This is a genomic window from Bradyrhizobium sp. 14AA, assembly GCF_054185205.1.
This window is the reverse complement of sequence record NZ_JAVAYM010000004.1, coordinates 209,028-228,691: the sequence shown is the minus strand read 5'-3', so window position 1 is coordinate 228,691 and position 19,664 is coordinate 209,028. Positions and strand designations below refer to the sequence as shown.

The window sequence follows — 19,664 nt, the reverse complement described above, 5'->3', positions numbered from 1 at the left end:
GACCAGGTAGAACCACTCTAAGCGTCGTGTCCGATCAGGTAAAGTTGACTTTAATGATCGCTGCGATAGGATTTTCTGATGATAAACCTGACGCTGCGCCAGCTCCGGTACTTCGACGCCCTGGCGCGGCACGGCCATTTCGGCCGCGCGGCTGAGTCCTGCTCCATCTCGCAACCGGCCTTGTCGATGCAGATCAAGGAGTTGGAGGAGACGCTCGGCGGCCTGCTGCTGGAGCGCAGCGCGCGGCAGGTGGCGCTGACCCGGTTCGGCGAGGAGCTCGCGCAACGTGTCCGCGACATTTTGCGCTCGGTCGACGAGCTCGGCGATTTCGCGCGCGCCTCGCAGGACCGGTTCGCGGGCCGGCTTCGCATCGGCATGATCCCGACGATCGCACCCTATCTCCTGCCCACGATCACCAAGAACCTCACGCGCATGCATCCGGAGCTCGACATCCGCGTGCGCGAGACGATGACGCCGCGGCTGATCCAGGAACTGGTGGAAGGACGGCTCGACACCGCCATCGTGGCGCTGCCGGTGTCCGAACCCTCGCTCACCGAGGTCGCCCTGTTCGAGGAAAAATTCCTGCTGGTGCGGCCGGGCGCGGATGAGGGAACGCCGGCGCCATCGCGTGAGATGATGCGCGAGATGCGGTTGCTGCTGCTCGAAGAGGGACACTGCTTCCGCGATCAGGCGCTCTCGTTCTGCAACATGCAATCGGCGCCGCCGCGCGAGATGCTGGACGCCAATTCGCTGTCGACGCTGGTCCAGATGGTCAGCGCCGGCATCGGCGTGACCTTGATTCCGGAGATGGCGGTGGCAGTGGAGACGCGATCGGCCTCGGTCTCGCTGGCGCGCTTCAGCGACCCGCAGCCGTCGCGCACCATCGGCATGGTCTGGCGCAAGACCAGCCCGTTGGCGCGGCAATTGTTGCAGATCTCCGAGGTGGTGTGCCTGTCGGCCGGCAAGGTGCGCACACGGCAATCCGTGCGCAGCCAACGGGCCTGAGACCTCGATGTCGCAACCGATCATCCGTCTCGCCCGCGCCGATGAGTATGACGAGGTCGGTCGCGTCTGGATGAAGAGCTGGGTCTCGACCGGGCTCGGCGAGGCGAGCGACTTCCTGCTGGCAAACCTGCGCGCGCGAATTCGCCGCGAGATCGAGCACGGCTGGAGCCTGTTCGTCGCCGACGACGACGGCACGCTCGCCGCGATGCTGGCGCTGCATCTACCGAAGCTCTATCTCGACATGCTGTTCGTCGCACCTGCCTATCAGGGCCAATCGCTCGGCCGGCAATTGCTCGCCTTCACGCGCACGCAAATGCCGGATGAAATGTATCTGCGTTGCGTCCGCGAGAACGAAAAGGCCTGGCGCTGGTATGAGCGCGAAGGCTTTATGTTCGAGAAAGAGGAGATCGAGCCCTCGAACGGGTTCGTGATGAAGTATTATCGGTGGACGCGGCAGCGGCCCACCGGATAGATGACGACCTCCCGGTGCAGCTTGCGGTTGTCACGATCCCACCCTAGTGTGGCGTGACCGACGACCTCCTGCCTCTGATCCCACCGGAATCCATGTTTCGATTTGCCGCCTCGGTGCTCGCCCTGCTGTCCTTTCTGGCTCCAGCAGCAGCGCAAACCCCTCCCGCAACCACTGCACCCGCCGCTCAGGCCGCACCACAGGCAAAACCGACTGCCAAGAAAGCGGCGCCGAAGGCCAAACCGGTTGCGAAGCAGCCGGCTGTGGTCGAGAGCGGTCCGTGCCGGCTTGGCGTGATCTCTGTGATTGGAGCGCACTACTCCGTACAGAAATTCGGCCTCACAATCTTCGAGAACGAGGCAAGCGAGGTCCCGATCGACTGGGGACTTGATGATCTCGTCTTTGCGCGTGTGCGCGCGGCGACGAGCAACGATCCCGCGGTGCGCAGGATCGCCTATCCCAAGGGCGTCTTCGAGCCCTTCTATAATCCGAAAACGATCCTCATCCGGGATCCCGGAGAACGTCTGCCAACGATTGTGCGGAGCTTCACCGCGAATGCGAACTGCGATCGCTATCTTGTCGCGACCACGTTCAAGGCGGAGCTGCCGAACACGCACATGACGCTGAACGGCATCGGCACCTACAATCAGGGTCTCGGCAGCCTCCTCCGGCACTCGCACCTTTTCGCCAACGTTGCGATCACGCTGGTCGACGGCCGAAGCTATGAGGAGATCAAGCGCCCCTTTGTGAATTTCGGCGCGAACTTCGCCGCAAATATGCGACTGACCGAAGACCCGCTCACCAAGCTCGACAACTCGATGTTCCCTGACCCGCCCGCGGCAGCTTCGGCCAACGCCGCGCTGCGCGAGAGGACGCGCGCACTCGTCGCTGACAGGCTCGACCGGGGCCTCCCCGGTTATCTCAAGGAAGACTGAACCGAAGCCGGGAGAAGCTGACCCCGGGCGTAAAGCATTGCGGATTCGATGCAGACGCGGCATGAATCCGCCCCTGCCCGCCTCTCGCCGATGGAAGGTTCGCGCCATGATCAAGCTCTATTGGTCGCCCCGCTCGCGTTCGTTCACGACGCTCTGGCTGATGGAGGAAAGCGGCCTGCCCTATGAGCGCGTGATGACCGACATCTCGACCGGTGCACAGAAGGCGCCGGATTTCCTCAAGGTCAATCCGATGGGCAAGGTTCCGGCGCTCAGCGACGGCGACGCGGCGCTTGGCGAAGCCGCCGCGATCTGCGCCTACATCGCCGACCGCTATCCCGAGACGAAGCTTGCGCCCGCCGTGACCGACCCGCGCCGCGCGCGCTATCTGCAATGGCTGTTCTTCTCGCCCGGCTGCATCGAGCCCGCCATCATCCAGATCTTCACCAAGATCGAGATCCCGACCTCGACCGCGGCCTGGGGCAGCGCGACGCAGGTCTTCGACGTGCTGGAAGCCGCGCTTGCCAAGGGACCGTGGATTCTCGGTGAGGAATTTTCGGCCGCCGACATCACCATCGGCTCCGGCCTGAACTTCGCGGTACGCCTGTTCAAGATGGTGCCGTCGCGCCCGGCCTTCGATACCTATCTCGCGCGCTGCATGGCGCGGCCGGCATTCCAGCGCGCGGAGAAGATCGCCGCGGGATAATGCAGCCGGCTCACAGGCTGATCTTGAGGACGGCGAGCCCGGACTGCTGGAGCAGCCCGGAGGATGTCGCCGCAAGGCCGTAGCGGATGCCGAGATCAAACCCCTTGCCATCGGTGGCAACGAGTCCCAGCGCGGTCGAGTAGATCCATGGCGAGAGCGCAAGGCCATTGGTGACGAAGGTGTCGCCACCACCCGCAAATGCCGACCTGATCTGAAGCCCCTGGTTCAGCGTGTTGTAGCCGACACAGAGATCGCCGGTGAGATGGACCTGCTTCGCGATCCGGTACGCGCCCTTCAGCCCCGCGGTCATCGTCAACTCGCGATAGGTCTGCGAATCCAAATTGAGGCTGAAGCCGCCTGCGCCGCCTTCCTGATAGGCGGGCGAACGAACCTGCCCATAATCCAGCCGGAGCGACGGCGCGATCGTAAATCCCGGCTCGATCGGGATCAGCTTGCGGACGCCGGCACCCGCGTGACCGCTGTAGGAGCGATAACCGGCGCCGGCCGTGCTGTTGATGAAGGTGAGCGAGCGGCTCTCGCCATTGTCGTTCAGCGCGCCGTCGAGCTGGCCATCGATCTGGAAGCCGTTGCCGAGCGCGTAAGCGCCATAGAACCCTGCTTGATATGAATCGATGGCGAGCCGGTTCGGAATCGCATCCTCGCTTCCGGTGATGGTGTGATGGGTATAGGCGAACACGCCGCCGAGCATCGCGCGCGCGGAGATCGTCGTGTCGGCGCCGACGGCGATGCCGCCGCCGGATGCGTTGTATCCGGGGAAACCATCAACGCCGCCCTGCCGAACGCTGCCGCCGAGCGGCTTCATCCAGATGTTGCGCTCTGGCTCACCGCCGCCGTTCAGGCCGATCACCTCGTCGAGCCGTCCCGTCATGGCCTGCTGAAACACGCGCTGCGTGGCGTAAGTCGCCTGCGATGCCGCGCCGGTGAGAACCGGCAGGGTCTGGTTGACGGCGTTGGTGAGGCTCGGGCCGCCTAGATTGTCGAGTACGGCAAAGCCGGGAGCCATCGAGCCCGTCCAGCCAAGCGACGTCGTGGACAGACGATAGAGCATGTCGGCCGCACCGAGCCCGGCGCGGCTGTTCTGCGCCTGCAGGGTTTCGGCATAGGGCCGCACCAGGGAGAGATAGGCGACGCCTCCGGTCGGGTTGCCCGAGAGATCATAGGTGCTGACGAGCATCTGCGCGCCCGACGCATCGCCGCTCGCGGCGCCGTAGAGACTTGCGAGCGTGCCGCGCGAGAGCGTGTTGAAGAGGACATTGCCCTCGGGGGTCACCGATCCCAGCAGCGTGAAATTGGCGGCGCCGCTTCCCGCGGGTGCGATGCCGGCGCCCCAGAAATATCCGTTCTGATAGTTCGTGATGACGAAACGGCCGGGTGTGGACGTGCCGAACAGGCTGGAGCTGACGATCCGCCACGGCGTGCCCGCCGTCCATGCCCATTGCGGGACGGAGTTCGCGGGAACGGGTTGCGAGGCCGGCGGCGTGAAGGTCGCGGGATCGTAGGGCAGCATGTAGGCCCAATGCGTCACGAGCAGGCTGTCGCCCGTGATCATCTGCATTTCCATTTCGGTCACGCCGTTGACGGTCCGCATGTGGCCGAGACCGACGGTTATCGCGCCGCCCGCGGTCGGCGTGAACTGCATCGTGATCTGGCCCGCGGTCGTGACAAAGCCCTGGATGGTCGAGGTGTCGGTGAGCAGCGACGATCCAAGCTTGAGCTGCGCAACGCTGGTCCCGGTGAAGGCGCCATTCGTCGCGGTCGCGAGCGACCACAGCGTCTGATCGCCGATCGGAATCGGATTGGAAAAACCGGTCTTCGGTGCGGCATAGGCCAGCAGTTGCGCCGTCGGCACGTACCAGTTCGTGTTGGAGAGGGTCGAGTCCCAGACGGCTGACTGCGCCAGGGCATGCGAACCGCCGCAAAGCAGCACGGCGCCCGTGACGGACGCCAGCGCAGCCGCGCGACACATCGCATGCAGCCTTGGCAAGATCGCTCCTCCCGAACCGCGGGACACAACCCTGCGGCGCCATCGGGGGGCAGCAAATACTATTCTATGGCGAAGTCTGCCCCATGATCGTGGGGTACGAGGAACGGTCGCGGTCTCAAGCGTCAATCCGCGCCGGGACGGAGGTCCCGTAGGGTGGGCAAAGCGGAGCGTGCCCACCACTTGCGTCGTGATCGTTGAGAAATGGTGGGCACGGCGCGCGAAGGGCGCGCCTTTGCCCACCCTACGGCGCCGTCGTCTATTCCGTCTTCAAATCGTCCGGCCGCGGCATCAGCACGATGTTGTAGCCGGAATCGACATAGTGGATCTCGCCGGTCACGCCGCCGGAGAGGTCCGACAGCAGATACAGCGCCGAGCCGCCGAGCTCGTCGAGCGTGACGCCGCGGCGGAGCGGCGAATGCTTTTGCATGAAGGCGAACATCGCGCGCGCCTCGCCGATGCCGGAGCCGGCGAGCGTACGGATGGGGCCTGCGGAGATCGCGTTGACGCGGATGCCGCGCGGTCCGAAGTCGGAGGCGAGATAGCGCACCGAGGCTTCCAGCGCCGCCTTGGCCACGCCCATCACGTTGTAGTTCGGCATCGATCGCTCGGAGGCGCCGAAGGTCAGCGTGATCATGCTGCCGCCCTCGGTCATCAGCTCGGCGGCGCGTTTTGCGACCTCCGTGAACGAGAAGCAGGAGATCACCATGGTGCGCGAAAAATTCTCGCGGCTGGTGTCGGCGTAGCGGCCCTTCAGCTCGTTCTTGTCGGCAAAGCCGATCGCGTGGATGACGAAGTCGAGCTTGCCCCATTTTTCGCGGAGCACGTCGAAGGTCGCATCGACGCTGGCGATGTCCTCGACGTCGCAAGGCAGCACCAGCTCCACGCCGAGCTGCTCCGCCAGCGGCTTGACGCGCTTGCCGAGGGCTTCGCCCTGGAAGGTGAAGGCGAGCTCGGCGCCGTGCGCATGCAGCGTCTTCGCCATGCCCCAGGCGATCGAATGATCATTGGCGATGCCCATGATCAGACCGCGCTTGCCCTTCATCAAACCTTCCATCTTAGCCGTCGCTCCCATTTTCGACGTCATCGCCCGCCTTGTGCGCACTGCGCACTGGGGCGGGCGATCCAGTATTCCAGAGACCGTCGTGATAAATAGAGAAGCCGCGGCGTACTGGATGCCCCGCCTTCGCGGGGCATGACCGAGTCAAACAATCACACATCCATTCGGCTGAACACCAGCGTGGCGTTGGTGCCGCCGAAGCCGAAGGAGTTCGACAGCACGGTGCCGATCTTGACGTTGTCGATGCGCTTGCGAACGATCGGCATGTCGGCGAACACGGGATCGAGCTCCTGGATGTGCGCGCTCTCGCAGATGAAGCCGTTGTTCATCATCAGCAGCGAGTAGATCGCCTCCTGCACGCCGGTTGCACCGAGCGAGTGGCCGGTCAGCGCCTTGGTCGCCGAGATCGGCGGGCACTTCTCGCCGGAGCCGAACACGCGGCGGAGCGCGTCGATCTCCGGCGGATCGCCGGCCGGCGTCGAGGTCGCGTGCGGATTGATGTAGTCGACCTTGGTCTTCACCGTCGACATCGCCATGCGCATGCAGCGCTCGGCGCCTTCACCCGACGGCGCGACCATGTCGTAACCGTCCGAAGTCGCGCCATAGCCGACGATCTCGCCGTAGATGCGCGCGCCGCGCGCCTTGGCGTGCTCGAGCTCTTCCAACACCAGCACGCCGGCGCCGCCGGCGATCACGAAGCCGTCGCGGTTGAGGTCGTAGGGACGCGAGGCCGTGGCAGGCGTGTCGTTGTATTTCGAGGACATCGCACCCATGGCGTCAAACAGCACGGAGAGCGACCAGTCCAGCTCCTCGCAACCACCGGCGAAGATGACGTCCTGCTTGCCGATCTGGATCGTCTCATAGGCGTTGCCGACGCAATGGTTCGACGTCGCGCAGGCCGAGGAAATCGAATAGTTCACGCCCTTGATCTTGAACCAGGTCGCAAGCGTCGCGGAGGCCGTCGACGACATCGCCTTCGGCACTGCGAACGGTCCGACGCGCTTCGGGCCCTTGGTGCGGGTGATGTCGGCGGATTCGACGATGGTGCGCGCCGAGGGGCCGCCGGAGCCCATGATGATGCCGGTGCGGATGTTGGAGACGTCTTCGGGCGACAGGCCGGAATCCTGGATCGCCTGCTCCATCGCGACGTGATTCCACGCCGCGCCCTGGCCGAGGAAGCGCATCGCACGACGGTCGACCACGGTCGACGGATCGAGCGTCGGCGCACCCGCGACCTGCGAGCGGAAGCCGAGCTCGGCATATTTCTCAGCCCGCGAAATGCCCGACTTCGCCTCGTGAAGGCTCGCAAGCACTTCCTGGGTGTTGTTTCCGATGGACGAGACGATGCCCATCCCGGTGACCACAACCCGCCTCATGACAGCCTCGCCTTAAATCGTTGTCTTCTCGGTGATGCGCCTCAGCCCAGGTTCGTGCCCTGCTTGAACAGGCCGACCTTCAGATCCTTGGCGCGATAAATAATCTGGTCATCGACCGAAAGCCACCCGTCGGCGATCCCGAGCACCAGCTTTGAACGCATCACGCGTTTGATATCGATGTTGTACACAACCTTGCGGGCCTCGGGCAGCACCTGGCCGCTGAACTTTAATTCGTTCAGGCCAAGCGCGCGGCCACGACCTTCGCCCCCGGTCCAACCCAGAAAGAAGCCGACCATTTGCCACAATGCATCGAGGCCGAGGCAGCCGGGCATGACGGGATCGTTCTTGAAATGGCAGCCGAAGAACCAGAGATCGGGCTTCACGTCGAGCTCGGCGCGCACCAGGCCCTTGCCGAACTCGCCGCCATTGTCGTTGATGTCCGTGATGCGGTCGAACATCAGCATCGGCGGCAGCGGCAGCTGGGCATTGCCCGGGCCGAACATCTCGCCGCGGGCACACGCCAGCAGATCTTCGTATTCGTAACCGTTGCGCCTGTTCAGCATGCGAGCCTCTGTTCTAATCCCGATTGAGCGGCGTTTTTTGGCGAAAATGGGCCCCGTCTCGGTCGGAGAGCAACGCCAATTGCCACCGTCAGGCGCGACCACCGCAAGCCCCGGATGGACTGCGGGCCGGGCCTCCAGGCCTGGCTGCGCCCAAAATCGGCTAAGCGGAACCGCGCGCTCTCTAACACAGGCTATTTCGGTGGCAAAGCGCCCTCATGAAGGTAGAATGACGGGGTCCTCGCCCGGTTCCAAGTTTGATTAGAACCTCTCTAGTTGCGAGAAACTTGCATCTGCATCTTTCTGTTCTTATATTGCTGAGAGATATTGTTCACGCGTGCCCGAAATCTGGAAATGAGCGAGAATACCGCGCCCCATCACGACGACGACGTCCACTCCGCAGCCCTCCTGTCCGGCCGCCAGCCGGCCCTGACTGGCTGCCCCTGGCACGACGTCAACGAAATGCTCCAGTCCGCCGGGCTCCGCCCGACGCGCCAGCGTATGGCACTCGGCTGGCTCCTGTTCGGCAAGGGTGCACGCCACCTCACGGCTGAAATGCTCTACGAGGAAGCGACGCTGGCCAAGGTTCCGGTCTCGCTCGCGACCGTCTACAACACGCTGAACCAGCTCACCGATGCCGGTCTGCTGCGCCAGGTCAGTGTCGACGGCACCAAGACCTATTTCGACACCAACGTCACCACCCACCACCATTATTACCTCGAGAACAGCCATGAGCTGGTCGATATCGAGGACCCGCATCTGGCGCTGTCCAAGATGCCGGAGGTGCCCGAGGGTTACGAGATCGCCCGCATCGACATGGTCGTGCGCCTGCGCAAGAAGCGCTAGCGTCGTCGTCCCGGCGAAGGCCGGGACCCATACCGCGTGATTTATCGATAGAAATAGCTATCCGTACCGCAGGACGACTGGTTAACCACCAGTCTTCGTCAAATGCTGTCTGTGGTTATGGGTCCCGGCTTTCGCCGGGACGACAACCAGGTCAGTTCACCTGCTCGTCCGAGTAGACGCCCCAGAGGCGTTCCTGCTGGATCCAGCCGTCAAAGCCGTTGCCGGTGACGCGGCACCAGTTTGCGGTGCACTTCTTCACCTGTGTGACGACACCGGCCTGGAGTTTTGCCGCAACCGCGCTGTCGGGATCGGCCCGGTCGTAGATCGGCGCGAGGTCGTCCTTGTGCTTCATGGTGACGACCGCGGTGCGGCGGCCCGACAGCAGCGAATGATAGACCCAGCCCTCGGCGCCCTCGGAATCGCGCACCCGGCGCCAGTTCTCGAACTCGGCGGTGATTTCGACCGGCAAGCCTGAACGGGTGTAGACCCAGGCGACGTCATTGTCCTTGGTCGGACCGGCGCGGACGTTCACATGATCCGATTTGAGGCTGACATAGCGCGGCACCGGCAGGCCGCTAGCGGTCTGGGGGGTGCTGTCCTTTGCCGAGTGCCCGGGGCTGACCGAGGCGCTCAACCAGGTGCAAACGAGCGCCATCACCGAACAAAACCGCCCCAACGCCATCAACCCGTCTCCTGTCGAAGACCCGGCCAAGCCGGGTCCTCACCCCAAATTCCAAAACCTGCCGCGCAACCCCCTGACCCGCCCCACGCGGGTGTTCCCGAAGCCTTAACCCGTGGTTCTTGTCTTGGCCCGGCCTTCTGCTAGAGAGGACGGACGCTTGAACAACCAGTTTGCCCCGATTTTCCGGCCGGAAATATCGGGAGAGCTTGAAGGAAACGCCGGGGACGACACGGCAAGGGCAGTGTCGAACAACCGGGTTAATGAGGCCTCAACGGCCGACCTTTGGTGACAGAGGCGGCCCGCGATGTTTCATGAGAGCAGGACATGTCGGTGAAGAAAAAGCCCCTCGTCGTCGTGACGCGCAAGCTGCCGGATTCGATCGAGACGCGAATGCGCGAGCTGTTCGACGCGCGGATCAATCTCGACGACACGCCGATGTCGGCCGAGCAGATTGCGGAAGCCGCGCGCACCGCCGACGTGCTGGTTCCCACCGTCAGCGATCACATCTCCGCCGAGATCGTCAACCAGCCCGACTGCAAGCTCCGCCTGATCGCCAATTTCGGCAACGGCGTCGACAATATCGACGTCGAGGCTGCGCATGCCCGCGGCATCACCGTCACCAACACGCCGAAGGTTCTGACCGAAGACACCGCCGACATGACCATGGCGCTGATCCTCGCCGTGCCCAGGCGGATGATCGAAGGCGCCTCGATCCTGACGGAAGGAAAGCCCTGGCCGGGCTGGTCGCCGACCTGGATGCTGGGTCACCGCATCGGGGGTAAACGCCTCGGCATCATCGGCATGGGCCGCATCGGCCAGGCGGTGGCGCGCCGCGCCCGCGCCTTCGGCCTGCAGATCCATTATCACAACCGCCGCCCCGTCGCCCCTGTTATCGCCGAAGAGCTTGGCGCGACCTATTGGGAGAGCCTCGACCAGATGCTGGCGCGGATGGACATCATCTCGGTGAACTGCCCGCATACGCCGGCGACCTATCACCTGCTCTCGGCACGCCGGCTGAAGCTGATCCGCAAGGACGCCTATATCGTCAACACCGCGCGCGGCGAGGTGACCGACGAGGACACGCTGATCAAATTGATCGAAGGCGGCGAGATCGGCGGCGCCGGGCTCGACGTCTACGAGCACGAGCCCGCGGTCAACCCGAAGCTGGTGCGGCTTGCCAAGGCCGGCAAGGTGACGCTGCTGCCGCATATGGGCTCGGCCACGATCGAGGGCCGCGTCGAGATGGGCGAGAAGGTGATCATCAACATCCGCACCTTCCTCGACGCGCACAAGCCGCCGGATCGCGTGCTGCCGAGCATGCTCTGAGGTTTATTTGCCGCGCGTTTCGCGCTTGCGCCAATCCGCGACGAAATCAATGAAGGCGCGCAGCGCCGGCGGCGTCTGCCGGCGGCTCGGATAATACAGGAACGGGCCCGGAAACGGCTCGCACCAATCCTCCATCAAGCTGACCAGCGCGCCGGACTTCACGGCGTCGTGGACATAGCCATCGAGCGTCGCCCAGATGCCGACGCCGTCGAGCGCAGCGCGCATCGCAAGGCCCATATTGGTCGAGATCAGTTTTGCGGGCGGATCGACCTTCACGAGCTGGCCCGCCTTCTCGAACTCCAGATCATGCATGACGCCGCTCGAGTAGCGCGCGCGAATGCAATCATGGTCGAGCAGATCCTTCGGGTGCTTCGGCCTGCCGCGGCGCGCGATGTAAGCGGGCGATGCGACGACGACATAACTCTGCGGTCCGCTCAGCGGGATCGCCACCATGTCTTGCGCGAGATGCTCGCCATAGCGCACGCCTGCATCGTAGCCCCCGCTCACGATGTCGACGAAACCGCTTTCGGAAACGATGTCGAGATCGACCTGCGGATGCTCGCCAAGGAACGGCCCGACCATCGGCGCCAGCACGAGATCGACCGCCGGCGGCGGCGCATTGATGCGCAGGCGACCCGAGGCGACTTCGCGCAGGCCCCGGACCTCATCCAGGGCATCGCCGACATCGCGCAGCGCCGGGGCGACGCGCGACAGCAGCAGCTCGCCCGCCTCGGTCAGCGCGACGCTGCGGGTGGTGCGGTTCATCAGGCGGACGCCGAGGCGCTCCTCGAGGTCGCGCAGCCTCTGGCTCAGGCTCGATACGGACACGCGCATCTCGACCGCCGCGCGCCGGAAATTCCGGGTGCGGGCAACCGCGACGAAGACATCGAGATCGCGCAGGTCAGGGTCGGCCATTGTTCGATACAATGAACAAGCTATTCTAGATTGTCCAGCTTATCGGCGCAATCGACCAGGCGCATATCTGGCGTCGTCACGCGGCGCCGTCAGCCGCCTTTTTCGAGGAAAGCCAATCATGGAACAGCGCAAACTCGGTTCGACCGGCCCCACCGTCTCAGCCCTTGGCCTCGGCTGCATGGCCATGTCGGACGCCTATGGCCCGGCCGATCGCGGCGAGAGCATCGCCACGGTCCATGCCGCGCTCGATGCCGGCATCACGCTGCTGGATACAGGCGACTTCTACGCGATGGGTCACAACGAGATGCTGGTGCGCGAGGCCCTGAAGGATGTGCCGCGCGAAAAAGTGCAGATCAGCGTCAAGTTCGGCGCGCTGCGCGGTCCCGCCGGCGAATTCGCCGGTATGGACACAAGGCCGGCCGCGACCAAGAACTTCCTCGCTTATTCGCTGCAGCGGCTCGGCACCGATTACATCGACGTCTACCGTCCTGCGCGGCTCGATCCCAACGTTCCCATCGAGGAGACCGTGGGCGGTCTCGCCGATCTCGTGAAGGCCGGCTACATCAGGCATATCGGCCTGTCCGAGGTCGGCTCCGACACCATCCGCCGCGCCCATGCCGTGCATCCGATCGCCGATCTCCAGATCGAATATTCGCTGATCGAGCGCGGCATCGAACGCGACATCCTCAAGACCTGTCGCGAGCTCGGCATCGCCATCACCGCCTATGGCATCCTGGCGCGCGGCCTGATTAGCGGCCACTGGTCAAAGGATTCCGGCAAGGTCGGCAAGGACTACCGGCTGATGACACCGCGCTTCCAGGGATCGAACCTCGACGCCAATCTCGCGCTGGTGGAGCAGCTGCGCGCCATCGCCACGGAGATCGGTGCCACGCCGGCGCAGGTCGCGATTGCCTGGGTCGCGGCGCAGGGCCAGGAGCGCGGTCAAGAGATCGTGCCGCTGGTCGGCGCCCGCACCCGCAATCGCCTCAGCGAGGCACTCGGCGCGACCAGGGTGATGCTGACGCCGGCGCATCTTGCGGCGCTGGCAAAGGCCTTTCCGCCCGACGTCGCCGCCGGCACGCGCTACGCCGCCGAGCAGATGGCGCATCTCGATAGCGAGAAGCCGGCCACCGCGTAACGGCGGCGATCAGGTGCGATGGGCGCTCAGGTCGGTGATCACAGGCCCATCGCCGTTGAGCGGATTGGCGGGATCGCGCGCGTAACGCAACGTTTCGAAGCGCATCGCGCGCGCATCGATCATCAGGAGACGGCCGACCAGGCCCTCGCCGAAACCGACGATCTCGCGGATCGCCTCCATCGCCATCATCGAGCCGAGCACGCCGGCGAGCGCGCCCATGACGCCGGCCTCGGCGCAGGCCGGCACCGTGCCGGGCGGCGGCGCCTCCGGGAACAGACAGCGATAGGTCGGGTTGAACTCGCCCTGCTCGTTCGTCTCATGCGCGCGAATGGTGGTGAGCGAGCCGTCGAAGGTGCCGAGTGCCGCCGTGATCAGCGGCCTTTTCGCGAAGAAGCAGGCGTCCGAGACCAGATAACGCGTCGAGAAATTGTCGGAGCCGTCGAGCACGAGATCATAGTCGCCGATCAGGCTGAGCGCATTGTCGGCGTTGAGCCAGGTGGCATGGCCGACGAAACGGACATGCGGATTGAGCGCCGCGATGCGCTCGGCCGCGCTCTCGACCTTGTGCCGGCCGATGTCGGGCGTCGTATGGATGACCTGGCGCTGAAGGTTCGACAGCGACACCACGTCGTCATCGACCACCCCGAGCGTGCCGACGCCGGCCGCGGCCAGATACATCAGTGCGGGCGCACCGAGCCCGCCGGCGCCGATCACCAGCACGGAGGCCCGTTTCAGCGCGGCCTGGCCGGGACCACCGACATCGCGCAGCACGATATGGCGGGCGTAGCGTTCGAGTTCGTCCGGGCTCAGCATCGTCCTTCGTTCCTCTCAACCGTCATGGTGAGGAGCACCACCTGAACCACCCCAACATTGTTCGCGACCAACGAGATGTGCTTCAATGGCATTGCGTTCAATGGGCTGGCTGGATTTGTCATGAGATCGATGCTTGCGGCAACACTGATGTTTGCGGCTGCCACAGGCGCGAACGCGCAGATGACGACGGCACCGATCTCCGGCACCAAGCCGAAGACGGTCCAGACCGTTCCGATCCGGCCGCCCGCCGTCCAGACGCCGTCGGAGACGGCCGACGGGATGACGCAAGGCGAGCGGCTGTCGCTCCAGTCCGACCTCGCCTGGGTCGGCCAGTATAACGGCGCCATCACCGGCGACGTCAGCTCGCGCATGGTCGAGGCCATCAAGGAATACCAGAAGGCCAAGGGCGGCAAGCCGACCGGCGTGCTCAATCCGCAGGAGCGCGCCACGCTCGCCGAGACCGCACGGCGCAAGCAGGACAGCGTCGGCTGGAAACTGGTGACCGAGATGACCAGCGGCGCGCGGCTCGGCATTCCCTCAAAGCTGGTGCCGCAGCAGGCGACCGACGCCAACGGCTCGAAATGGACCTCGCCGACCGGCACGGTGCAGGTGTTGCTGAGCCGCCGCAAGGAGGCGAACCCGACCACGGCCAAGCTCGCGGACGCCGAGAAGAAGGAGCCGGCCGGGCGCAAGGTCGATTACAGCGTGGTGAAGCCCGACTTCTTCGTGCTGTCGGGACTCCAGGGCCTGAAAAAATTCTATGTCCGCGGCACCTTCAAGGGTGACGAAGTCCGCACCATGACGATCCTCTACGACCAGGCCACCGAGAACACGGTCGAGCCGGTGGTGATCGCGATGTCGAGCGCGTTCAATGCGTTTCCAGCAGGGCCGCAAGCCGGGCCGCCGCCGCGCAAGACCGTCGAATACGGCACCGGCATCGTCGTCAGCAACGACGGCGCGATTCTGGCCGACCGGCTTGTCACCGACAGCTGCCTCGCCATCACCATCGCCGGCTACGGCAGCGCCGACCGTCTCGCCGAAGACAAGGAGCACGATCTCGCGCTCTTGCACATCTACGGCGCGCGCGGCCTGAAGCCGCTCAACCTCACGAGCGGCGCGGCGAAGACGAGTGTCGATGTCGTCGGCATCGCCGATCCGCAGAGCCAGGGCGGCGCGGCCGGGGTGTCGAGCGTCAAGGGCGCGCTGGCGCCGGTCACATCAAGCGATTCCGCGCTGTCGCCACCGCCGGCGGTCGGCTTCTCCGGCGGCCCGGCCATCGATGGCGACGGCAAGTTCGCTGGTGTTGCCCTGTTGAAGCCGGTCATGGTCGCAGGACCTGCGACATCGGTGCCGGCGTCACAGGCGGTGATGGTTTCCGCAGAGACGGTGCGCGATTTCCTGAAGGCGAACGAGGTCACGGCGAACGGCACGTCGACGGATGCGAAGGCCGCCGTCGTCCGCGTGATCTGCGTGCGGAAATAGGTCTAGCGCCAAATACAGCTCTCGTCTCCAGGGCGATGCGAAGCGTCGTCGCGTCTGCCGTGGCAGCTCTGCATCCAGAACACGAGAAGCAACACCATCACACGTACGATTACGGGTCCAGTAATGGTACGGATTAGCTGGCAATCCCTATTCCGCCATCATCGTTACCGTTGATTCGGACATCCGCGGTCCCCTTTGGATCGGGCAGGGCACGTCCTGAGCGAGAAGAGCTCAGCATCGAGAAGGGATGCACGTTCGCGTGGCGTTACCCCAGAGACCCAAGCACTCCAAAGGATTCAACTTTCCATGCATACGATCGTACTGGCCACCCAAAAGGGCGGCAGCGGCAAGAGCACGCTCGCCATCGGCCTCGCGCTGGCGGCCAAGCAGGCCGGCTTCACCGTCCGCCTGATCGAGACCGACCCGCAGGGCACCCTCTCCAACTGGCAGCGTCGCCGCACCGCCGATGATCTCGTGGTCGAGCCGATCTATCACGCCGCCGATATCGCGCCGCGCCTGAAGATGCTCGCCGACAGCGGCCTGCAGCTCGCGATCGTCGACACCGCCGCCGGCCTCAGCGCTGCCACCACTGCCGCAATCCGCCATTCCGATCTCTGCCTGATCCCGGCCCGCCCGAGCGTTGCCGACATCGAGGCGACCGCCTCGACGCTGAGCGTCGCACGCGCCTGGAAGCGGCCCTACAGCTTCGTGCTGAACCAGACGCCGATCCGCGGCCAGCGCATCGACAACGCAGCCAACGCGCTCGCCGAGGAAGCCGCGCTCGATCTCGCCGAAGTGCTCGCGCGCCCGCTGATCGTGATGCGCAACGACCACCAGGACTCGCTCGCCAGCGGCCTTGCGGTGAGCGAATTCGCGCCGAACGGCAAGTCGGCGGACGAGATCCGCGGCCTCTGGCACTGGATCGAGACCCGGCTCAACTTGTCGGCCGCGACCAACTTGCAGATCGCCGACGAACTCCTGGCTTCGGCCGGGATTCTGTCCGCGGCTGACAACCTCCCGGCTGCGATTCCTCTCACTTCTGACATTTCGAGCACCAGAAGGTGGAACGTCCATTCTGGGTGAAGCGCTTGATCGTGCCGCCGCAGCCTGATGTCTTGCAGGTCTCGCCCTCGCGGTCATAGACCTTGAATGAGTGCTGGAAATAGCCGAGCTCACCGGAGGTCTGGCGATGATCGCGCAGTGACGATCCGCCAGCCTTGATGGCGTCGTTCAGCACCGTGTGAATGGCTCCGACCAGCCGCTTGGCGTGATCGGTCGGCTCGCCCTTCCTGGTGGACAATGTCGCGGCAATCCGGCGCGGCGACAGATGCGAGCGGTGCAGCGCTTCGCAGACATAGATGTTGCCGAGGCCTGCGACCACGCGCTGGTCGAGCAGCGCCGCCTTCAGGCTCGTGGCCTTGCCTTCGCATGAGCGCGCCAGCATCGCGGCATCGAACTCGTTGCCGAGCGGCTCGGGGCCGAGCCCGCGCAGCAGCGGCTCATCCTCGAGCGCATTGCGCGCGATCACTTTCATGTAACCGAAGCGGCGCGGATCGTTGAAGACGATGTCGGCTCCGGAGGACATCCGAAACAGCACGTGGTCGTGCGTGGAGTCCGTAGCCCGCGGATAGTGAAATTCACCCGGCGCGGCGTCGTTATCCGGCTTGATGACGCGGAACGAGCCCGACATGCCCAGATGCATCAGCAGCACGTCGCCGGAGGCGAGATCGGCCATGAGATATTTTGCGCGGCGGCCGAGCCCGGTGACGACCTGCCCCTGGAGCCGGGCCACGAAGTCCGGCTGGAACGGAAAGCGCAGATCGGGCCGGCGGGCCTCAGCGACCACGATTTTCGCCCCCTCCATGACGGGTTGAAGGCCGCGGCGGACGGTCTCGACTTCGGGCAATTCAGGCATGGTCAGGCATTCACCTTATGAGGGCGGTGTGATAGCGCCATTGCGGCGGCCGCGCTATGGTCGGCATCGTGGAGTAGAGTAATGGATCGGCCGGGCGAAACCACGCATTTTGGCTTCAGGGACGTTCCCCTGGGCGACAAGCAGACGCTGGTGAACGATGTGTTTCACAGCGTGGCGGCGCGCTATGATTTGATGAACGACCTGATGTCCGGCGGCCTGCACCGGGTCTGGAAGGACATCATGATCAACGCGCTGGATCCGCCGAGGAGCGACCGGCCGTTCGCGTTGCTCGACGTCGCCGGCGGCACCGGCGACATCTCGTTCCGCGCCGCCAAGGCGGCAGGCGCGGGCTTCCATGCCACCGTCTGCGACATCAATTCCGGGATGCTCGAGGTAGGTCGTGAGCGCGCCGCCAAGCGCCATCTCGACACTCAGGTCGATTTCGTCGAAGGCAATGCCGAGGCGCTGGCGTTCGCGGACCGCAGCTTCGACGCCTATACGATCGCTTTCGGCATTCGCAACGTGCCGCGGATCGACCTTGCGCTGCGCGAGGCCTATCGCGTGCTGAGGCCCGGCAGCCGCTTCCTGTGCCTGGAATTCTCCACCGTCGAGATGCCCGGCCTCGACAAGCTCTACGATTTGTTCTCGTTCAAGGTGATCCCGCCGCTCGGGCGCATGGTTACGGGCGACGCCGAGTCCTACCAATATCTCGTCGAATCAATCCGCAAGTTTCCGAAACCCAACGCCTTCGCCGACATGATCCGCGACGCCGGCTTCGCCCGTGTCAGCTGGCAGACATTGTCGGGCGGGATCGTCGCACTGCATTCGGGCTGGCGTTTGTGATTTCTGCCTTCACCCACATTTCGCGCCTGATCCGCGCCGCGCTCGTGTTTGCCCGCGAGGGCGTGTTCGGCTCGGTCGATCCGAGCCTGGTGCCGCCGCCCGGCCAGCTCGCGCTGAAACTCGCGCGCATCATCGAACGGCGCGGCCCGAAGCATGGCCCGCGGCTGTCGCGCGCACTGACCCGGATGGGCCCGGCCTATCTCAAGCTCGGACAATTTCTGGCGACGCGCCCCGACGTCGTCGGCGTCGTCATGGCGCGCGACCTCGAAAGCTTGCAGGACCGCCTGCCGCCGTTCTCGCAGGCCGAAGCGGAAGCCGCGATCGCGACCTCGCTGGAACGGCCGCTGACGGACGTGTTCGTGAGCTTCAGTGCGCCGGTCGCGGCCGCCTCGATCGCGCAGGTGCATCGCGGCGAGGTCGAGCGCGACGGCATCCGCAAGCCGGTCGCGATCAAGGTGCTCAGGCCCAATGTGGCTGCGCGCTTCCGCCGCGACCTCTCCGACTTCTTCTTCGTCGCGCACAAGGCCGAGGCCTATTCGTCCGAGGCGCGGCGCCTCCGCCTCATCGAAGTCATCAACACCATGTCGCGCTCGGTCGCGATGGAGATGGACCTGCGGCTGGAAGCTGCGGCGCTGTCGGAGATGGCGGAGAACACGCAGGGCGATCCTGATTTCCGCGTGCCGACCGTCGACTGGGACCGCACCACGCACAACGTGCTGACGATGGAGTGGATCGACGGCATCGCGCTGAACGATCACAAGCGCCTGGCAGAGGCGCAGGTCGACCTGCCCGATCTCGGCCGCAAGGTGATCCAGAGCTTTCTGCGCCACGCGCTGCGCGACGGCTTCTTCCACGCCGACATGCATCCGGGCAATCTGTTCCTCGATGATGCCGGCCGCCTCGTCGCGGTCGATTTCGGCATCATGGGCCGGCTCGGGATGAAGGAGCGGCGCTTCCTCGCCGAGATCCTGCTCGGCTTCATCACCCGCGATTATCGCCGCGTCGCCGAAGTGCATTTCGAGGCGGGCTATGTGCCCGCGCATCACTCGGTCGAGAACTTTGCCCAGGCCATCCGCGCCATTGGCGAGCCGATCCACAACCGCACCGCCGAGGAAATCTCGATGGCGCGGCTCTTGACGCTGCTGCTCGAGGTCACCGGCCTGTTCGACATGACGACGCGGCCCGAGCTGATCCTGCTGCAGAAGACCATGGTGGTGGTCGAGGGCGTGGCGCGCGGCTTCGATCCCAGGCTCGACATCTGGAAGGTCGCCGACCCCGTGGTGCGCGAATGGATCGAGCGCAATCTCGGCCCAATCGGCCGGGTGCAGGGTGCGCTCGCCGGGACCGGCGACATCGCGCGCGTGCTGATGCGCCTGCCGGAGATCGCCGAGCGGTCGGTGAAGGTCATCGAGCAGCTCGAGACCATGACAAGGGAGGGCATAAAGCTGTCGCCCGAGAGCATCGCCGCGATGGGCCGTAGCGAGGGCCGCAAGAACCGCTGGCGCACCGTGGCGCTCTGGATCATCGCCGCGACCTTCATCGGAATCCTGATCGCCGTCCGGAATCTATGATTGCACTGCAATCACGAAAATGA

At 64.9% G+C, this 19,664-nt stretch carries 19 protein-coding genes; 11 read left to right on the top strand and 8 right to left on the bottom strand.

Going from position 1 to position 19,664, the window contains the following annotated elements; genetic code table 11:
• Window positions 1–78 precede the first annotated feature (78 nt).
• From RAD15_RS11085 to RAD15_RS11070, 4 genes are all read left to right on the top strand, one after another.
• Window positions 79–1,005: a LysR substrate-binding domain-containing protein gene (locus RAD15_RS11085; protein ID WP_458177188.1), complete on the top strand. Its 927-nt coding sequence runs from the start codon at window positions 79–81 to the stop codon at window positions 1,003–1,005.
• A gap of 7 nt (window positions 1,006–1,012) precedes the next feature.
• Window positions 1,013–1,477: a GNAT family N-acetyltransferase gene (locus RAD15_RS11080; protein WP_458177186.1), complete on the top strand. Its 465-nt coding sequence runs from the start codon at window positions 1,013–1,015 to the stop codon at window positions 1,475–1,477.
• Between the two features lie 92 nt (window positions 1,478–1,569).
• Window positions 1,570–2,409: a hypothetical protein gene (locus RAD15_RS11075; protein ID WP_458177184.1), complete on the top strand. Its 840-nt coding sequence runs from the start codon at window positions 1,570–1,572 to the stop codon at window positions 2,407–2,409.
• Between the two features lie 106 nt (window positions 2,410–2,515).
• A complete protein-coding gene (locus RAD15_RS11070) occupies window positions 2,516–3,112 on the top strand; it encodes a glutathione S-transferase family protein (RefSeq protein ID WP_458177182.1) in 597 nt (198 codons plus the stop codon).
• Window positions 3,113–3,122: 10 nt separating this feature from the next.
• Here RAD15_RS11070 and RAD15_RS11065 read toward each other — a convergent pair whose 3' ends face one another.
• The 4 genes from RAD15_RS11065 to fabA form a co-directional block, all read right to left on the bottom strand.
• Window positions 3,123–5,117, bottom strand: coding sequence for an autotransporter outer membrane beta-barrel domain-containing protein (locus tag RAD15_RS11065; protein ID WP_458177180.1), 1,995 nt, complete (start codon window positions 5,115–5,117; stop codon window positions 3,123–3,125).
• 256 nt (window positions 5,118–5,373) lie between these two features.
• Complete coding sequence (fabI, locus tag RAD15_RS11060) at window positions 5,374–6,171, bottom strand: enoyl-ACP reductase FabI (RefSeq protein ID WP_458177178.1); 798 nt, start codon at window positions 6,169–6,171, stop codon at window positions 5,374–5,376.
• Window positions 6,172–6,326: 155 nt separating this feature from the next.
• Entirely contained in the window at window positions 6,327–7,550 is a 1,224-nt protein-coding gene (fabB, locus tag RAD15_RS11055; protein WP_458177176.1) for a beta-ketoacyl-ACP synthase I, read from the bottom strand.
• Between the two features lie 41 nt (window positions 7,551–7,591).
• Window positions 7,592–8,113, bottom strand: a complete 522-nt coding sequence (gene fabA, locus RAD15_RS11050) for a 3-hydroxyacyl-[acyl-carrier-protein] dehydratase FabA (RefSeq protein ID WP_458177397.1) — start codon at window positions 8,111–8,113, stop codon at window positions 7,592–7,594.
• Window positions 8,114–8,464: 351 nt separating this feature from the next.
• On the opposite strand from fabA, the gene irrA reads away from it, so the two are divergent.
• Window positions 8,465–8,956: an iron response transcriptional regulator IrrA gene (irrA, locus tag RAD15_RS11045; RefSeq protein WP_014490952.1), complete on the top strand. Its 492-nt coding sequence runs from the start codon at window positions 8,465–8,467 to the stop codon at window positions 8,954–8,956.
• A 151-nt stretch (window positions 8,957–9,107) separates the two neighbouring features.
• Here the strand turns inward: irrA and RAD15_RS11040 are convergent, their stop codons facing one another.
• On the bottom strand, window positions 9,108–9,638 hold the full coding sequence (locus RAD15_RS11040; RefSeq protein ID WP_458177174.1) for an SH3 domain-containing protein: 531 nt from the start codon (window positions 9,636–9,638) through the stop codon (window positions 9,108–9,110).
• 324 nt (window positions 9,639–9,962) lie between these two features.
• On the opposite strand from RAD15_RS11040, the gene RAD15_RS11035 reads away from it, so the two are divergent.
• The gene (locus RAD15_RS11035) at window positions 9,963–10,964 is read left to right on the top strand and encodes a 2-hydroxyacid dehydrogenase (RefSeq protein ID WP_458177172.1); all 1,002 of its coding nucleotides are present in this window, start codon (window positions 9,963–9,965) and stop codon (window positions 10,962–10,964) included.
• 3 nt (window positions 10,965–10,967) lie between these two features.
• On the opposite strand, the gene RAD15_RS11030 is transcribed toward RAD15_RS11035, so the two are convergent.
• Window positions 10,968–11,879 (bottom strand): LysR family transcriptional regulator, encoded by a 912-nt coding sequence (locus RAD15_RS11030; protein ID WP_458177170.1) that lies wholly within the window; start codon window positions 11,877–11,879, stop codon window positions 10,968–10,970.
• Window positions 11,880–11,997: 118 nt separating this feature from the next.
• On the opposite strand from RAD15_RS11030, the gene RAD15_RS11025 reads away from it, so the two are divergent.
• A complete protein-coding gene (locus RAD15_RS11025; protein ID WP_458177168.1) occupies window positions 11,998–13,017 on the top strand; it encodes an aldo/keto reductase in 1,020 nt (339 codons plus the stop codon).
• Between the two features lie 9 nt (window positions 13,018–13,026).
• Here RAD15_RS11025 and RAD15_RS11020 read toward each other — a convergent pair whose 3' ends face one another.
• Entirely contained in the window at window positions 13,027–13,830 is an 804-nt protein-coding gene (locus RAD15_RS11020) for a HesA/MoeB/ThiF family protein (protein ID WP_458177166.1), read from the bottom strand.
• Between the two features lie 120 nt (window positions 13,831–13,950).
• Here RAD15_RS11020 and RAD15_RS11015 point away from each other — a divergent pair, with 120 nt between their 5' ends.
• Together RAD15_RS11015 and RAD15_RS11010 are read left to right on the top strand one after the other, a co-directional pair.
• A complete protein-coding gene (locus tag RAD15_RS11015) occupies window positions 13,951–15,312 on the top strand; it encodes a serine protease (RefSeq protein WP_458177164.1) in 1,362 nt (453 codons plus the stop codon).
• A 306-nt stretch (window positions 15,313–15,618) separates the two neighbouring features.
• Window positions 15,619–16,395 (top strand): nucleotide-binding protein, encoded by a 777-nt coding sequence (locus RAD15_RS11010; protein ID WP_458177162.1) that lies wholly within the window; start codon window positions 15,619–15,621, stop codon window positions 16,393–16,395.
• Here the strand turns inward: RAD15_RS11010 and mutM are convergent.
• Window positions 16,346–17,227 carry a bifunctional DNA-formamidopyrimidine glycosylase/DNA-(apurinic or apyrimidinic site) lyase gene (mutM, locus tag RAD15_RS11005; RefSeq protein ID WP_458177160.1) on the bottom strand — a complete coding sequence of 294 codons (882 nt, stop codon included), beginning with the start codon at window positions 17,225–17,227 and terminating at the stop codon, window positions 16,346–16,348. The two genes, RAD15_RS11010 and mutM, sit on opposite strands and share 50 nt — an antisense overlap.
• Before the next feature lie 81 nt (window positions 17,228–17,308).
• On the opposite strand from mutM, the gene ubiE reads away from it, so the two are divergent.
• Window positions 17,309–18,070 (top strand): bifunctional demethylmenaquinone methyltransferase/2-methoxy-6-polyprenyl-1,4-benzoquinol methylase UbiE, encoded by a 762-nt coding sequence (gene ubiE, locus RAD15_RS11000; RefSeq protein ID WP_458177158.1) that lies wholly within the window; start codon window positions 17,309–17,311, stop codon window positions 18,068–18,070.
• Complete coding sequence (ubiB, locus tag RAD15_RS10995) at window positions 18,067–19,641, top strand: 2-polyprenylphenol 6-hydroxylase (RefSeq protein ID WP_458177156.1); 1,575 nt, start codon at window positions 18,067–18,069, stop codon at window positions 19,639–19,641. The genes ubiE and ubiB overlap by 4 nt, the downstream gene beginning before the upstream one ends.
• Window positions 19,642–19,664: the final 23 nt, after the last annotated feature.

Coding starts and splice junctions, on each gene's coding strand:
- RAD15_RS11085 (WP_458177188.1), top strand. CDS start 79: ATGATAAACCTGACGCTGCGCCAGCTCCGGTACTTCGACGCCCTGGCG.
- RAD15_RS11080 (WP_458177186.1), top strand. CDS start 1,013: ATGTCGCAACCGATCATCCGTCTCGCCCGCGCCGATGAGTATGACGAG.
- RAD15_RS11075 (WP_458177184.1), top strand. CDS start 1,570: ATGTTTCGATTTGCCGCCTCGGTGCTCGCCCTGCTGTCCTTTCTGGCT.
- RAD15_RS11070 (WP_458177182.1), top strand. CDS start 2,516: ATGATCAAGCTCTATTGGTCGCCCCGCTCGCGTTCGTTCACGACGCTC.
- fabI (WP_458177178.1), bottom strand. CDS start 6,171: ATGGAAGGTTTGATGAAGGGCAAGCGCGGTCTGATCATGGGCATCGCC.
- fabB (WP_458177176.1), bottom strand. CDS start 7,550: ATGAGGCGGGTTGTGGTCACCGGGATGGGCATCGTCTCGTCCATCGGA.
- fabA (WP_458177397.1), bottom strand. CDS start 8,113: ATGCTGAACAGGCGCAACGGTTACGAATACGAAGATCTGCTGGCGTGT.
- irrA (WP_014490952.1), top strand. CDS start 8,465: ATGAGCGAGAATACCGCGCCCCATCACGACGACGACGTCCACTCCGCA.
- RAD15_RS11040 (WP_458177174.1), bottom strand. CDS start 9,638: ATGGCGTTGGGGCGGTTTTGTTCGGTGATGGCGCTCGTTTGCACCTGG.
- RAD15_RS11035 (WP_458177172.1), top strand. CDS start 9,963: ATGTCGGTGAAGAAAAAGCCCCTCGTCGTCGTGACGCGCAAGCTGCCG.
- RAD15_RS11030 (WP_458177170.1), bottom strand. CDS start 11,879: ATGGCCGACCCTGACCTGCGCGATCTCGATGTCTTCGTCGCGGTTGCC.
- RAD15_RS11025 (WP_458177168.1), top strand. CDS start 11,998: ATGGAACAGCGCAAACTCGGTTCGACCGGCCCCACCGTCTCAGCCCTT.
- RAD15_RS11020 (WP_458177166.1), bottom strand. CDS start 13,830: ATGCTGAGCCCGGACGAACTCGAACGCTACGCCCGCCATATCGTGCTG.
- RAD15_RS11015 (WP_458177164.1), top strand. CDS start 13,951: ATGAGATCGATGCTTGCGGCAACACTGATGTTTGCGGCTGCCACAGGC.
- RAD15_RS11010 (WP_458177162.1), top strand. CDS start 15,619: ATGCATACGATCGTACTGGCCACCCAAAAGGGCGGCAGCGGCAAGAGC.
- mutM (WP_458177160.1), bottom strand. CDS start 17,227: ATGCCTGAATTGCCCGAAGTCGAGACCGTCCGCCGCGGCCTTCAACCC.
- ubiE (WP_458177158.1), top strand. CDS start 17,309: ATGGATCGGCCGGGCGAAACCACGCATTTTGGCTTCAGGGACGTTCCC.